Here is a 15,383-nt window from a genome sequence, read left to right as displayed (position 1 = left end):
TCTTCGAGTGGTCATCGTGTCCCGACTTTTTTCTGTTTTTGTCGCATTTATCGCAAGTTTTCTGCTGATCGGTTCGGCGCAGGCCGAGGTCAAGGTCCTGACCAGTATCAAGCCTCTGCAATTGATCGCCGCGGCGGTGCAGGACGGCGTGGCGATTCCTGAGGTTTTGCTGCCACCGGGTGCTTCGCCGCATAACTATGCGTTGCGCCCTTCCGACGTGCGCAAGGTGCAATCGGTGGACCTGCTGTACTGGATCGGCCCGGACATGGAAGGCTTCCTGCCACGGGTGCTCAATGGTCGTACATTGCCCAGCGTCGCCGTGCAGGATTTGCCAGGCATGAAACTGCGTCACTTTGCCGAAGATAACCACTCCCACGCCGAAGAAGCCGACGAACATGATCACGATCACCGTCCGGGCAGCCTGGATGCGCACCTGTGGCTGTCGCCGGTCAACGCCCGGGTCATCGCCACCAAAATGGCCGCTGACCTGAGTGCCGCCGATCCTGACAATGCCACGCGCTATCAGAGCAATCTGAAAGCCTTCGACGAGCGTCTCGATGCGTTGGATGCGCGCCTGAAGAAACGCCTGGCCGATGTTCAGGGCAAGCCCTACTTCGTGTTCCACGAAGCCTTCGACTACTTCGAAGACGCCTACGGCCTCAAGCACGTGGGTGTGTTCAGCGTCGCGGCCGAAGTGCAACCAGGTGCCCAGCATGTCGCGGCGATGCGCGCGCGTTTGCAGGAAGTCGGCAAGACCTGCGTGTTCAGCGAACCGCCGCTGCGGCCGCGCCTGGCGGAAACCCTGGTGGCGGGTTTGCCAGTGAAACTGGCTGAGCTGGATGCGCTGGGCGGGTACACGCCGGCGACTGCTCAGGGTTATGAGCAGGTGTTGGAGAAACTGGGGAATGATCTGGCGGGGTGTCTGGAGTCGTTGTAACCGACACCAGAACCTGTGGGCGCAAGCTCGCTCCCACAGGTCAAAGCCTTTAAAGCGCGAAAGGCAACGGCGTATTGACCGTCTGCCGCTGTGCCAGGCGCAACTGGAACTCCATCGGATCGTGAATCAACACATCCTGCCCGGCGAACGACTCCGCCGCGATCAAGCGTGACAACCAGAACCGTACGCAAGCCACCCGCAGCATGGTCGGCCACAACTCGGCTTCGGCCGCGGTGAACGGCCGCAAGGTCGCGTAAGCGCCGAGCAAGGCCCGCGCTCGCGGTCCATCGATCACGCCATCGTCGTCCGAGCACCAGTCGTTCAAGGCAATCGCCACGTCGTAGAGCATCGGCCCGGAGCAGGCGTTGTAGAAGTCGATCAGCCCGGTCAGGTGCGTGCCTTCGAACATCGCGTTGTCGCGGAACAGGTCGGCGTGAATGTTCGCCCGCGGCAGTGCCAGGATTTTTTCTTTCTGCCGGGTGATTTCTTCCAGCGCCCGTTGCAGCAAGTCTTTCTGTTCGGCACCGAGGTGCGACAAAAATTGCGTGCCCTCTTCCAGCATCCAGTCCAGGCCGCGATCGGTTTTGCGCTTGATCATATTGGCCTGGGTCGCCAGGTGCAGATGGCCGAGCAGCTCACCGACCTGCGCACAATGTTGCGCGTTGGCTTGCTTGATGTGCTTGCCGGCCAGGCGTGGTTGCAGCAGCGCTGGTTTGCCCGCCAGTTCGCGCAAGGCCACGCCGTCGGTGGTGCGCAAGGCGTAAGGCACCGGCAGGTCGGCGCCGTGCAGCACGTCGAGCAGTTCGATGAAAAACGGCATTTCCTGAACCGGACCGCGCTCGATCAGGGTCAGGACAAATTCGCCCTGCTCCAGGCTGATAAAGAAATTGGTGTTTTCGCTACCGGCGGCAATCCCCTGGAAATCAAGCAGGCGGCCGAGGCCATAAGGGGCGAGAAAAGCTTCCAGCTCGGGCCGAGCCAGGGGGGTGAACACAGACATGTTTAAGCTGCCAGTACGGGCGCCGCTGTTGAGCCAGCGCCGATTAAAGTTAAGGACGACTTACCACTTAAAAATTTCCCACGCCGGAATCAGCATATCCGGGTAATCCGAGCGAATGAAGTTACCGTCCGACCCGTCGGCGCGCACCAGAAAATACGGCTTGCCGCCTTTGGGCGTGACTTTGATCGCATACAGGAAGCCGTTTTGGCGGTATTCCTGAATGAGCTTGTCCCCTTCCGTGCGGATCGTGACATCCGGATCTGCCGATGGGGCGTCATCCGCCGCCATGACGGCCAAAGGTGTGATTGCAAACAAGCCAGCCAGCAACAGGCGATTTAGTGTGCGCATGATAATCTTGTCCCTTTGTCGTCAACGGTCCCGCTATTCTAGCGCCGGACCCGCCGAAAAGGTTGATCCTGCTCATGAGCCAAGCCCCCCTCGTCCTGGTGGACGGTTCTTCTTACCTGTACCGCGCCTTTCACGCGCTGCCACCGCTGACCACGTCCAAAGGCCTGCCGACCGGCGCGGTCAAGGGCGTATTGAACATGCTCAAGAGCCTGCGCAAGCAATATCCGAACAGTCCGTTCGCCGTGGTGTTCGACGCCAAGGGTGGGACTTTTCGCGATGACATGTACGCCGAATACAAGGCCAACCGTCCGAGCATGCCTGACGACATGCGCGTGCAGATCGAGCCGCTGCACCAGAGCGTGATCGCCCTGGGCTTCCCGCTGCTGTGCGTCGAAGGCGTCGAGGCCGATGACGTGATCGGCACCCTGGCCCGCAGCAGCGCGGCGGCGGATCGTCCTGTGATCATCTCCACCGGTGACAAGGACATGGCGCAACTGGTCGACGGTCACATTACCTTGGTCAACACCATGACCGGTAGCAGCATGGACGTGGAGGGCGTGAAGGAGAAATTCGGCGTCGCTCCGGAGCAGATCATCGATTATCTGGCGCTCATGGGCGATTCTTCCGACAACATTCCGGGCGTTCCGGGCATCGGTCCGAAGACGGCTTCCGGCCTGCTGGTCGGTGTGAACGGTGGCCTGACCGAGCTCTATGCGCAGCTCGACATCGTGCCGACCCTGCCGATTCGCGGCGCCAAGACCCTGCCGGCCAAGCTCGAAGAGCACAAGGAAATGGCCTTCCTTTCCTATCAGTTGGCGACCATCAAGGTCGACGTGCCGCTGGACGTCGGGCTCGACGACTTGCAAATGGGTCCTGAAGATCCGGCGAAACTCTACGAGCTGTACACCCTGCTGGAGTTCAAGAGCTGGCTGAACGACCTTGATCGCGACGCCAAACGCCTGGAGCTGAGCGCTGCCGCCGAGCCTGCACCGGCCGCCGATCTGTTCAGCGAACCTGAGGCCGAAGCACCGGCCGCTGCTGCTGAAGCCGCCTATGAAACCATCCTCGATCAAGCGCGTTTCGATGTCTGGCTGGAAAAACTGAACAGCGCCGAGCTGTTTGCCTTCGACACCGAAACCACCGGCATCGATGCGCAGCAGGCGCAACTGGTGGGCCTTTCGTTCGCGGTTCAGGCTAACGAAGCGGCCTACATCCCGTTGACCCACTCCTACATCGGAGTGCCGCAGCAGCTGGATCGCGACACGGTCCTGCGCGCGCTCAAGCCGATTCTGGAAGACCCGAACAAGCTCAAGGTCGGCCAGCACGCCAAGTTCGACATGAACATCCTGGCCAACTGCGCCATCGGTGGCGATCAGGACAACGGCATTACCGTGCGTGGCATCGCCTTCGACACCATGCTTGAGTCCTACGTGCTCAACTCCACGGCCACGCGCCATGACATGGACAGCCTGGCGCAGAAGTATCTGGACCACACCACGGTGAGTTTCCAGGACATCGCCGGCAAAGGCGTGAAACAGCTGACATTCGATCAGATCGCCCTGGAGCAGGCCGGGCCTTACGCCGCCGAAGATGCGGATATCACCTTGCGTCTGCACCAGACCCTGTTCGAAAAGCTCTCGGCCATTCCAAGCCTGGCCAGCGTGTTGACCGACATCGAAATCCCGTTGGTGCCGGTATTGGCGCGTATCGAGCGCCAGGGCGCATTCGTCGACGCTGCCTTGCTGGGCGTGCAAAGCATCGAACTGGGCGACAAGATGGTGGCGCTGGAGCGTGAAGCCTTCGAGATTGCAGGGGAGGAATTCAACCTCGGTTCGCCCAAGCAACTTGGCGTGATCCTTTACGAGAAGCTCGGCCTGCCGGTACTGAAGAAAACCGCCAAGGGCCAGCCGTCCACCGCCGAAGAAGTGCTGGCCAAACTGGCAGAAGACGACTATCGATTGCCCAAAGTGCTCATGGAATACCGCTCCATGAGCAAGCTGAAAAGCACCTACACCGACCGTCTGCCAGAGCAGATCAACCCGCGTACCGGGCGGATCCATACCTCGTATCACCAGGCGGTGGCGTCCACCGGGCGGCTGTCCTCCAGCGATCCGAACCTGCAGAACATCCCGGTGCGCACCGCCGAAGGGCGGCGCATCCGCCAGGCGTTCGTGGCCCCGACCGGTTACAAGCTGCTGGCGGCGGACTATTCGCAGATCGAACTGCGGATCATGGCGCACCTGTCCCGGGATGAAGGGCTGATGAACGCCTTCCGCCACAATCTGGACGTACACACCGCGACCGCCGCCGAAGTGTTCAAGGTCGAACTGGCCGACGTGACCTCCAACCAGCGCCGCAGCGCCAAGGCGATCAACTTCGGTCTGATCTATGGCATGGGTGCGCAGAAGCTCGGCAAGGACATCGGCGTCGACACCAAGACCGCCAAGGCCTACATCGATACCTACTTCGCCCGGTACCCCGGCGTTCGCCAGTACATGGACCGCACGCGTGCCCAGGCCGCCGAGCAAGGTTATGTCGAGACGTTCTTCGGCCGTCGCCTGTACCTGCCGGACATCAACTCCAACAAGCCGCAAGAGCGCGCCGCCGCCGAACGCACGGCGATCAACGCACCGATGCAAGGCACCGCAGCAGACATCATCAAGAAAGCCATGGTCGCGGTGGATAACTGGCTGACCGCGTCGGGCCTCGATGCCAAAGTCATCTTGCAGGTACACGATGAACTGGTGCTTGAGGTCCGGGAGGACCTGATCGACCAGGTTCGCGATGAAATTCGCGTGCACATGAGCGAGGCGGCGAAACTGGATGTACCGTTGCTGGTCGAAGTGGGTGTTGGAAATAACTGGGATGAGGCTCACTGAGGCCTTTGAAAAGACCTTTTCTGCTGCGGCATAGTGCCGCGGCAGAAGGGTGCAAAACAGCTCAGTCCGGAGGGCGATCAGAGTTATTTCAAAGCTATTTGAAAAAAATCTGAACTAATCTTGCACACCACCACTCAGAGATACTGAATGGCTGGTGAAGCCCTTCGATGCTCCTATGTTGTGTTAAGTGTTGGCAGATATCTGGACCCCGCCCTAGCGGTCTAGAGCTTCAACCCCGGAACTTCTCCCTCCCCATATGAAGCCCGGGGTTTTTTTTGCCCAGAGAAAACTGCCTGCGTGCGCCGCAGGCAGTTTTTGGCACTTACTGAGCTTCTGCTTCGGCACCCTTGTCCGCCAGCTCCATCCAGCCAGCCAGTACGGTGTAGGCATCTTCCAGGCCCATGCGTTTCGGGGCCGAAAACAGCTGGATTGTCACCAGATCGCCCCAGCCCTTGCGGATTTCCGCCTGAACCTTGAGCAGCGTGTTCTTGGCCGCGCCATAAGTCAGCTTGTCCGCTTTGGTCAGCAGAATGTGCATCGGCATACCGGCAGCCACTGCCCAGTCGAGCATCAGCAGGTCGAAATCGGTCATCGGATGGCGGATGTCCATCATCAGGATCAGACCTTTCAAACTCTCGCGACCACCCAGATATGCTTCCAGGTGACGCTGCCAGTGTTGCTTGAGCGGGATCGGTACTTTTGCATAACCGTAGCCCGGCAGGTCGACCAGACGGCGTTCATCGTCTAGCTTGAAGAAGTTCAACAGCTGTGTGCGCCCCGGGGTTTTCGAGGTGCGCGCCAGGCTGGCGTGGGTCAGGGTGTTCAAGGCACTCGACTTGCCGGCGTTGGAACGCCCGGCGAAGGCGACTTCGAAGCCTTCGTCATCCGGACATTGGTCGACTTTGGCGGCGCTGAGCATGAAGGTGGACTGTTGGCACAGACCGAGGATGGGATTCTTGAGTTGCATGGGATTTCCGATGTGGGCGGCGCCAGGAATGGGTGCGGCAAGCAGTGTCGCTTCCGTTTCAGTGACGCCAGTATATAATGCCGCAGATTTTGTGTGCGCTTTGTCCCAGCGTAGGATGAAGTTCACGAGAGCGACAGACCTTGATTGCGCACTAGAACGCAGCTCGCTCTCAACCCTGAAAAGGTCGTTTTATGACGAAATGGCTGCTAGCTGCCGGTGTCTTGATGCCGCTTTACAGCGCTCAGGCTACACAGGATCCGGAAGCTGTGTACAACCGTGTTTGTGGTGCCTGTCATTCCGGCCAACTCCCCATGGCGCCGAAAAAAGGCGATCAGGAAGCTTGGACGCCGAGGTTGGCGAAAGGTATGGAGACGCTGGTGCAACACGTGACCCAGGGTTTCAAGGCGATGCCGCCGCGTGGTTTGTGCATGGACTGCAGTGCCGAGGATTACCAAGCCATCATCCTTTGGATGAGCGAGTAAGCCCGGTCCATAACTCTTAACCCTTAGCCGTAGTTGGATTAGCTGATGAAGAAATTGATCGTGAGTCTGCTGTTGACCGTGGGCATCTCCGGCATGGCCCATGCTGCAGGTGAGGCAGTACAACCGGGTGATGCAAAAGCCGGCCAGGCCAAAGCCGCCCTATGTGGCGCCTGCCACGGCCCGGATGGCAACAGCATGGCGCCAAACTTTCCAAAACTGGCGGGTCAGGGTGAACGCTACCTGACCAAGCAATTGCACGACATCAAGTCGGGCAAGCGCACCGTTCTGGAAATGACCGGTCTGCTGACCAACCTGAGCGATCAGGACCTGGCGGACATCGCCGCCTACTTCGCCAGCCAGAAAGGCAGCGTCGGTGCCGCCGATCCGAAGATCGTCGCTCGCGGTGAGGCCCTGTTCCGTGGCGGTGACCTGGCCAAGGGCCTGCCATCTTGCACCGGTTGCCACTCGCCAAATGGCGCAGGTAACGCGGCTGCCGGTTTCCCGCACCTGGGTGGCCAGCACGCTCAATACGTCGGCAAGCAACTGATCGATTTCCGCAAGGAAGAAGGCGGCCGCACCAACGACGGCGATACCAAGCCCATGCAGAGCATTGCCAAGAAGCTGAGCGACGAAGACATCGCCGCGGTGTCCAGCTACATTCAGGGCCTGCACTAAGGCCGGTGGATCGGGCGTTGAACGGGGTGCTTATCACCTGCAACGTTAACGCTCGATTAATCCGTTGCAACGAGTATAAAAAGGGTGGCTTTGGCCGCCCTTTTTTGTGGCCGCTGCCGTTACACTACAGAACTCAAGCCCGCCAGGACCTGTCTGATAACAGGTCGCGCGAGGCGAAAAAATTTGTCCAGGAGTGAAGCATGCGTAATCTGATCATCAGCGCCGTTTTTGCCGCTGCCAGCCTGTTCGGCATGACTGCCCAGGCCGCTGACGCCCCCGCCGCACCTTATGTCGAACTGACCAATCCGGTTCCGGTCGCCGTGCCTGGCAAGATCGAAGTGGTAGAGCTGTTCTGGTATGGCTGCCCGCATTGCTTCGCCTTCGAGCCAGTGATCAATCCCTGGGCCGAGAAGCTGCCTTCGGACGTGAACTTCGTGCGCATTCCAGCCATGTTCGGTGGCCCGTGGGACGCTCATGGTCAGATGTTCCTGACCCTTGAAGCCATGGGTGTCGAGCACAACGTTCACGCCGCGGTGTTCAACGCGATTCAGAAAGAACACAAGAAACTGACCGACAAGGATGAGATGGCCGACTTCCTCGCTACCCAAGGCGTGGACAAGGACAAGTTCCTCGCGACTTTCGACTCTTTCGCTATCAAGGGTCAGATCGTCAAGGCTCGTGAGCTGGCCAAGAAGTATGAGATCTCCGGCGTTCCAACCATGATCGTCAACGGCAAGTACCGCTTTGACGTGGGTTCTGCCGGCGGTGCCGAACAGGCCCTGCAACTGGCCGACAAACTGATCGACAAAGAGCGAGCGGCTAACAAGGCTGCCGCCAACTAAGGGCAGTCACTGCCATGCGCCGATGGGGTACTGAACGCATCGTTGGCCTGCATGATCCGCGGGTCAACGAGCATCATCTGGAGTCCACGGGCCTGCCCGCAGACAGTCGTCTGCGTTTGCTCAGTTTCAATATCCAGGTCGGCATCAGTACCGAGCGCTATCGGCATTACCTGACCCGGGGCTGGCAGCATCTGCTGCCGCACACCGGGCGTGCCGACAATCTGCAGAAAATCGGCAATCTGCTGGGCGACTTCGATCTGGTCGCCTTGCAAGAGGCCGATGGCGGCAGCCTGCGATCAGGCTACGTCAATCAGGTCGAACACCTGGCCCAGCTCGGTGCCTTTCCCTACTGGTATCAACAACTCAATCGCAATCTCGGTCGCCTGGCCCAACACAGCAACGGCGTACTCAGCCGATTGCGCCCGTGGGCAATCGAAGATCATCCGTTGCCGGGGCCAAAGGGTCGCGGAGCCATTCTGGTACGGTTCGGCGAAGGCCCGGAGGCGCTGGTGGTGGTCATGATGCACCTGGCGTTGGGCGCCCGGGCGCGCAGCCTGCAACTGGCCTACATTCGCGAGTTGATTGGCGACTACAAACATCAGGTACTGATGGGCGACATGAACACCCATGCCAGTGACCTGCTGCAACATTCCCCGTTGCGCGATCTCGGCCTGCTCGCGCCGCAACTGGAAGCAACGTTTCCCAGCTGGCGCCCACAGCGCTGCCTGGACCATATCCTGCTGAGCCCGAGCCTGACCCTGGAAAAGGTCGAGGTGCTGGCACAGCCCATTTCCGATCACCTGCCGGTCGCGGTAGAGATTCGTTTGCCGGGTTCGCTCACGGCCGATGCATTGCCCGCGTTGAGTCCTGCCCCTCGCGGATCCCATGAATGAGCGACGAAGCACAGCGCTGGAAAGAGAAATACCTCAAAAGCATCGAACAACAGGAACAACTCGAGCGTCGCTGGGACGCACGGCTCGACTTGCTGCGTCGCGGGCTGGTGCGCAGCACCCTGGCGGCGGAAGGTACTGACCGCGCCGTTGACCAATGCATGAAGGAAATGCGCGAGGTCGTGCGTACCGACGACATGGACGCCGGCCTGGCCGCGCTGATTCCGCGCCTGGAAAAAGCTGTGCTCGACTCCGAACAGCGTCGGGAAACCCGGGTCAACCAGACCAGTGCCGCCCTGACTGCGCTGGTCACGCAACTGCAAACATTGCCGCTGCCACGGGATGTGAGTCGGCCACTCAAGAGTTTCGCCAAGCAGCTGGAGGCGCGGGTCAGTCAGGCGCGTGAGATACCCTTGCTGCTCGGCGAGCTGAGTGGCTTGCAGGGCAAGGCCCTGAGCCAGCTGGAGGCCCCGACGGAGATCGACCGGCCGGGTTTGCTGCAGCGGTTGTTCGGCGGGCGTGAAGCGCAGGAGACGGTGGCATCAGCGGCTACTTCTCCTGCCCAGGCCTTTGCCTTGCAGCCGGTAACAGCGCTTGTCGCCCCTGTAGCCGAGAACCCTACGGCGATTATCGAGTCGGCCCCGGTCGTGAATGAGCCGGCAATCTCCAAGGTGCCCGCTGCCGAGCCAGCGCTGGCTTTTGCCCCCCCGGCTGCGGAGCCTCAACCAGCCAGTGCAACCGCAGCAGAAATCGAACCGGCCGAGCAACCGACCCCGGAAACCATCACGACGCGTCCTGAGTCGCAAACAAACCCCGACGAGCTGATCGCGCCAGCATCGCCCGATAGTTTGCCCTTACCTCCGATTCCGACGCAGGACGTGGCCGTCGTCGATCAGGCGCCATCCGAACACGACATTCTCTACGCACTCCCGGACTCCCCTGAGCCCTCCTACAGCTCGGTGGCCAGTCACATCGAAGATACGCTGCTGGGGCTGCTCGACGACCTGACATTGCCCGAGCGTCATCGCCCGCAAGCCGAATCCATGCGCGATCGTCTGAAAAACGGTCTGAACTGGTACGAATTGCTGCCGATCCTCGACGACTTCGCCACGTTGATGCTGGCCATTACCGACAGCGGCCAGCATGAGTTCGAAGCCTATCTGCAACGACTGAACGAGCGCCTCGAATCGTTCCAGAGCAACTTGCAGGCCGCCACCGCTGGACACGCCGACAACCGCTCGGCTGCGCGGCAGATGGACACGCAGATCCGCGAACAGGTCGATGGCCTGCAAAGCAGCATGCAGGAAGCCGCAGACCTGGAAGATCTCAAGCACGTTCTGGAAAACCATCTCGAAGGCTTGCTGGGCACCATGGACCAGCACCAGAAACAGCGCGATGAGCGCGAGCAAGAGGTCGCTGCGCGCCTGCACAGCCTGGCCGAACGGGTCGCCCATATGGAGCAGGAGGCCCAGGGTTACCGTGAGCACCTTGAAGAGCAACGGCAGAAGGCATTGGTCGACCCGTTGACCGGGCTGCCCAACCGCGCGGCCTGGAGCGAGCGCCTGGATCATGAAGTCACGCAATGGCAGCAACATGGCAACACGCTGCTGCTGGCCATGCTCGACCTCGATCATTTCAAGCGCATCAACGATAACTACGGGCACCTGGCCGGTGACAAAGTGCTGAAAATCATCGCCAGCGTGTTGCGCAAGCGGCTGCGCGGGACGGATTTCATTGCCCGGTTTGGCGGCGAAGAGTTTGTGCTATTGATGCCATCCACGGTGCCGGCGGCGGGGCTGAAGTTGCTGGAAAGCTTGCGTGCCTCCATTGAGGCCTGTCCGTTCCACTTCAAGGGAGAGCCGGTGACCATCACCGTGTCTATCGGGATGACGGCGTTCAGGCCGGGTGAGCACGGCGATCAAGTGCTTAAAAGAGCCGATCAGGCGCTGTATCGCGCAAAAAATGCCGGCCGCAACCGCGTGGAGCCCGGCTGATCGTCAATTGTTCCATTTTGTTTGATTGCCGTCAGCCCGCCAGGCACTACGTTACACTGTTGCATTATTGTCTTGTGTGTACTGTCTTCCCATGAAATATTTTGCTCTGATCGCGTCACTGATTCTGCTGGCCGGCTGCGCCAGCGGTCCCCGTTTCGACACCAGCCACCCTTCGGCCAATTACGACAGCCGCGTGCAATTTGTGGTGGTGCATTACACCAATGCCTCGCTGGAGCGTTCGTTGCAATTGCTGACCCACGGTGAAGTCAGCAGCCATTACCTGATCGGCGACGACAAGGGCGCCACCATCTACAAGCTGATGGATGAAAATGTGCGGGCCTGGCACGCCGGGGAGAGCGAGTGGGATGGCCGGACCTGGCTGAATTCCAGCTCCATCGGTATCGAAATCGTCAATCCGGGGTTCAAGGACACCCCGACCGGACGCGTGTGGTATCCCTACACCGAAGATCAGGTCCAGTCATTGATCGTGTTGCTCAAGGACATCAGCAAACGTCACGGCATAAAGCCTCGCGACATCATTGGCCATAGCGATATTGCACCAATGCGCAAGCTGGACCCGGGGCCGCTGTTCCCCTGGAAGCGTCTGGCCGCCGAAGGCTTGGGCCTCTGGCCAAATGAACAGTCGGTGGCGCGCCAGCAAATGCTGTTCGCCGAGCAGTTGCCGAGCATCAGTTGGTTTCAAGCGCAATTGGCCCGCCTGGGTTATGCCTCGCCACAAACCGGCGAGCTCGATGTCGCGACACGACATGTGATCGCAGCATTTCAGATGCGTTTCCGTCCGGCGCGCTTCGATGGCACTCCGGATGCGCAAACTGCCGCGCTGCTTTTGGTGTTGAATCAGACAAAATAATGACGCCCGCCCGACGGTCAGGGCTTTTTTCCAATCAGCAGCTATAACTCATTGGTAATCCTTCGGATATTACACAATGACCGCTGCTCGAGAGACCTTCCGTAGTTGGTTCCATCGCCCCTGGTTCCTGGGGCTGATGTCTACTGTCTTGAGCGCAACGTTATTGATGGCCGGCAGCCTGTTCGTCGCCATACACCAGGTCGAGCAAAACGAAAGCGAAGAAATGAATGCTCAGGGTGAACGCTTCCTCGCCCGCCTCGAACAGCTCTTCGGGCAACTGCGTGAAAGCCTTGACGACCTTGAAGCGCAACCGTTGCGCGGTTGCGATGCTGAAATGATCGCAACCTTGCAACAGGTTTCATTCAATTATCGCTTCGTCTACGAAGCCGCCTACATGGACTCCTCGCGAATCTGCTCCAATCGTCCTCGCCAGGAAGGGCTGTCGCTGAGTCGATCGCCAGACATCAAAGGCCCGACTTACAGCTATTGGCTCAACACCACCACCGAACCCGATGAAAACCGCGCCGCGCTGATGCTCGGGCGCGGGAATTTCCGGGTGGCGACCTCTCGCGGGCATTTGACCGATATGGTCGACCTGTCGCCGGGCAGCAGCCTGCTGGTGGTCCTGGACCATGGCGCGCGCGCGATTCCGGTGCTCGGTGCTTCTCAGGTCTGGCCGCCAGCCGAGGCCTGGCCACCGAAAAACCGTGATGCGCTGCAGATCACCCAGACACGCCTGATATACCGCATGCCCACCGACAACCCGGAATATCAATTGGTGTTGATCAGTCCGCGCACCGGCATGCATATCCCGGCGGTCTGGTGGTGGTTGCTGCCGGCCAGCCTCGCGCTGGGCATATGCGTTGGGTTCCTGGTGTTTCTGCTGGTGCGCCAGCGGCAGTCGCTGGACGCCGAACTGACCGGCGCGATTCGCCGTGGCGAGTTGCAGGTGCTGTATCAACCGATCTTCGACCTCGATAGCCGCAACTGTGTCGGGGCTGAAGCACTGCTGCGCTGGCGCAGGCCGGACGGCACCCTGACCAGTCCCGACCTGTTCATTCCGATGGCGGAGAACACCGGGCAGATTCGCCAGATGACGGACTTCGTCCTGCAACGCCTGCTCGAGCAACTCGGCCAGTTGCTGCGTGCCAACCCGCAACTGTACATCTCGGTCAATCTCGCGGCGTGTGACGTGATGGTTCCGCGGATCGGCCAGGTGATGGCGCGGTTGCTGACCCTGCACCGTGTCGCTGCGCGGCAAATTGCCTTTGAGGTCACCGAGCGCGGGCTGGTCGATGTGGTGGTAGCTCGGGAAAACCTGCAAGCGCTGCGGGATGTCGGGCACCAGGTGTTGATCGATGACTTTGGCACCGGCTATTGCAGCCTCGCCTATTTGCAAACCTTGCCGGTGGATTGCCTGAAAATCGACAAGGCGTTCATTGATGCGCTGGGCCATGACGCCGCCAGCAGCGGTGTGGCTCCGCACATCATTCACATGGCCCAGTCGCTGCACCTGAAGGTGATTGCCGAGGGCATCGAGCATGAGGCCCAGGCCGCGTTCCTGTGCAGCGAAGGCGTGAAGTTCGGCCAGGGCTGGCTGTTCGCCCGCGCGCTGAGCGCAGTGCAGTTCACTGAATTGATTACCCGGGGGCGGCGTCGGGCAGGCCGGCGCCTGGATGACGAAGCGTGAGGGTGACCTAAACGGTCAGCGCCATGTAGAACTGAGTACCCTGCCCCGGCCGTGAATAAACGCCCATCCGCCCGCCATGCAATTGCACGATTTCCTTGCACAGCGCCAGGCCGAGCCCGGCCCCGCCCTTCTTGCGTCCGACCTGCACGAAGGGCTCGAAGATCCGCCCTTGCTGACCGTAGGCAATGCCTTCGCCGTTGTCCTCGACACTGATGATGACCCGGTCACCGTGGCGCCGGGCCTGCAAGCGTATCCGCCCGCCGGAGCCGGTGTGACGCAAGGCGTTGTCGAGCAAGTTATCGAGTACCCGGTCCAGTTGTGGCTGGTCGGCCTGTAACCGCGGCAAAGGTCCCTGTACTTCCACCAGCAGATTGATTTCCTTCTCTTCGGCCGATGTGGCAAAGCGTGACTGAGCCTGTTCCAGCAATGCCTCGATGGAGCACGGCGCCAGGGTGAGTTTCTGCAAACCGTTCTGGTAACGGGAGAAATTCAGCAGGTCATTGATCAACTGCATCAGCCGCTGCATCTCTTCATTCACGGTATCGAGCAGGTCGGCTTCCCGGGAATCCGGGGCAAAGTGCGCGCGCTCACGGAACAATCCGAAGGCCATGTGCATGCCGGTGACCGGTGTGCGCAATTCATGGGAGGCGCGCAATACGAACTCGCTGCGTACCCGTTCGAAGGCACGCTGTTCCGTGACGTCATGCAGCACCATCACGGCACCGAGAATATGGCCCTGGGTATGGCTGACCGGGGTCAGGCTATAGGTCAGCAGTCGCGACTCGCCATCGACTTCGACACTCAAGTCTTCCGGCGCCCGTTCCAGCGTGCCGCCGCGCAGCACCAGTTGCAGCTGCTCATCGAGTTCGGGGCGCTCCAGCGCCGCGCCCAATCCTTGACCCAGACGATCGGACTCCCAGCCCAACTGACGCTGGGCCACGGGATTAAGGTGTTCCAGATGACCCTGACGGTCGATCATCAGCAGGCCGTCGTCGATGCTGTCGAGCACGGCCTGTAAACGCTGCTGACCGGCCAGCAGCTCATCGACGTTGGTGGCCTGATGTTCACGCAGCGCCTGGGCCATGATCCCGAAACGCCGGGTCAGCTGGTTCAGTTCCATCGCCGAAGAAATCGGCAGGGTGACATCGAAATTGCCCTGGCCGATATTGTCCGCCGCCTTGACTAACGCCTCGATGGGCTCCCCGAAACGCCGGGCGATGGCCTGCGCGGTCACGAAGCCGATGATCAGCACCGCCAGCCCCACCAGGGCAAGCAGCCCGGCAATCAGCAGTGCCTGCTCCCGGGACTGACGCTCGGTTTCGCTGATGTTATCCAGCGCGCGCTTGTGCTCGGCGATCAGACCATTGCGTAGCGCGTTGAATTTTTCCGTCAGGTTATCGTGGCTACTAAGCACATTCGACGGGTCCGGGGACGTTTCATAAGCCTGGATAAAGCTCTCGTAGTCGGCCTTGGCTTTTCTGAAGCCGTAGTCGCTTCCGGTTTCTGCCGGCTCCTGTGCGATGCCTTGCTCCAATAGTTCGAAGTAATGCTGCTTCGAGGCGGCGAAAGCGGCGGAGTCAGGCTTCTCGCTGAGCATGATGATCAGTTGATCACCCAGGGTCTGACGCAGCTTGAGCCCCAGGTCCAGGGTGATGAAGTTACTGCGGATCAGTGCTTCCTGGCTGCCGGCCATCTGCATCACGCTGACCAGCCCGAGCAAGAGCCCGAGCAACGCGACGGTGATCAGTGCGGAGATGCTCAGGAAAAGCCGGGTCCGCAATTTCAGCGCCAGTTTCATCGGCTATTGC

Annotated in this window: 13 protein-coding genes; 9 read left to right on the top strand and 4 right to left on the bottom strand. The window is 60.3% G+C overall.

All coding sequences use genetic code 11. From position 1 onward, the window contains the following. Positions 1-16 precede the first annotated feature (16 nt). A complete protein-coding gene (gene znuA, locus KGB28_RS06280) occupies positions 17-937 on the top strand; it encodes a zinc ABC transporter substrate-binding protein ZnuA (RefSeq protein WP_223443517.1) in 921 nt (306 codons plus the stop codon). 49 nt (positions 938-986) lie between these two features. On the opposite strand, the gene KGB28_RS06275 is transcribed toward znuA, so the two are convergent. Continuing rightward, entirely contained in the window at positions 987-1,937 is a 951-nt protein-coding gene (locus KGB28_RS06275) for a homoserine kinase (protein WP_223443515.1), read from the bottom strand. Between the two features lie 60 nt (positions 1,938-1,997). Further along, complete coding sequence (locus tag KGB28_RS06270; RefSeq protein ID WP_046042673.1) at positions 1,998-2,285, bottom strand: DUF2782 domain-containing protein; 288 nt, start codon at positions 2,283-2,285, stop codon at positions 1,998-2,000. A gap of 74 nt (positions 2,286-2,359) precedes the next feature. Between KGB28_RS06270 and polA the strand changes: the two genes are divergently transcribed. After that, positions 2,360-5,164, top strand: a complete 2,805-nt coding sequence (gene polA, locus KGB28_RS06265) for a DNA polymerase I (protein WP_223443514.1) — start codon at positions 2,360-2,362, stop codon at positions 5,162-5,164. A 322-nt stretch (positions 5,165-5,486) separates the two neighbouring features. Here the strand turns inward: polA and yihA are convergent, their stop codons facing one another. Next, on the bottom strand, positions 5,487-6,131 hold the full coding sequence (gene yihA, locus KGB28_RS06260; RefSeq protein WP_046042671.1) for a ribosome biogenesis GTP-binding protein YihA/YsxC: 645 nt from the start codon (positions 6,129-6,131) through the stop codon (positions 5,487-5,489). Positions 6,132-6,322: 191 nt separating this feature from the next. Here yihA and KGB28_RS06255 point away from each other — a divergent pair, with 191 nt between their 5' ends. From KGB28_RS06255 to KGB28_RS06225, 7 genes are all read left to right on the top strand, one after another. Then, a complete protein-coding gene (locus KGB28_RS06255; protein WP_008002190.1) occupies positions 6,323-6,613 on the top strand; it encodes a c-type cytochrome in 291 nt (96 codons plus the stop codon). Between the two features lie 45 nt (positions 6,614-6,658). Further along, complete coding sequence (locus tag KGB28_RS06250; RefSeq protein ID WP_223443511.1) at positions 6,659-7,288, top strand: c-type cytochrome; 630 nt, start codon at positions 6,659-6,661, stop codon at positions 7,286-7,288. Positions 7,289-7,488: 200 nt separating this feature from the next. Next, a complete protein-coding gene (locus KGB28_RS06245; RefSeq protein WP_223443509.1) occupies positions 7,489-8,130 on the top strand; it encodes a thiol:disulfide interchange protein DsbA/DsbL in 642 nt (213 codons plus the stop codon). Between the two features lie 14 nt (positions 8,131-8,144). Beyond that, positions 8,145-9,023: an endonuclease/exonuclease/phosphatase family protein gene (locus KGB28_RS06240; RefSeq protein WP_057712592.1), complete on the top strand. Its 879-nt coding sequence runs from the start codon at positions 8,145-8,147 to the stop codon at positions 9,021-9,023. Further along, positions 9,020-11,014: a GGDEF domain-containing protein gene (locus tag KGB28_RS06235; protein ID WP_223443507.1), complete on the top strand. Its 1,995-nt coding sequence runs from the start codon at positions 9,020-9,022 to the stop codon at positions 11,012-11,014. The genes KGB28_RS06240 and KGB28_RS06235 overlap by 4 nt, the downstream gene beginning before the upstream one ends. A 91-nt stretch (positions 11,015-11,105) precedes the next feature. Then, positions 11,106-11,885, top strand: a complete 780-nt coding sequence (locus KGB28_RS06230; protein WP_150753726.1) for an N-acetylmuramoyl-L-alanine amidase — start codon at positions 11,106-11,108, stop codon at positions 11,883-11,885. A gap of 76 nt (positions 11,886-11,961) precedes the next feature. After that, positions 11,962-13,575: an EAL domain-containing protein gene (locus KGB28_RS06225; protein ID WP_223443504.1), complete on the top strand. Its 1,614-nt coding sequence runs from the start codon at positions 11,962-11,964 to the stop codon at positions 13,573-13,575. Positions 13,576-13,582: 7 nt separating this feature from the next. Here the strand turns inward: KGB28_RS06225 and KGB28_RS06220 are convergent, their stop codons facing one another. Then, positions 13,583-15,373: a KinB sensor domain-containing domain gene (locus KGB28_RS06220; RefSeq protein WP_223443502.1), complete on the bottom strand. Its 1,791-nt coding sequence runs from the start codon at positions 15,371-15,373 to the stop codon at positions 13,583-13,585. Between the last annotated feature and the right edge of the window lie 10 nt (positions 15,374-15,383).

This window comes from Pseudomonas sp. BF-R-19 (assembly GCF_019956445.1).
GTDB classification, from domain to species: domain Bacteria; phylum Pseudomonadota; class Gammaproteobacteria; order Pseudomonadales; family Pseudomonadaceae; genus Aquipseudomonas; species Aquipseudomonas fluorescens_BH.
This window is presented reverse-complemented; position numbering and strand designations above follow the sequence as displayed.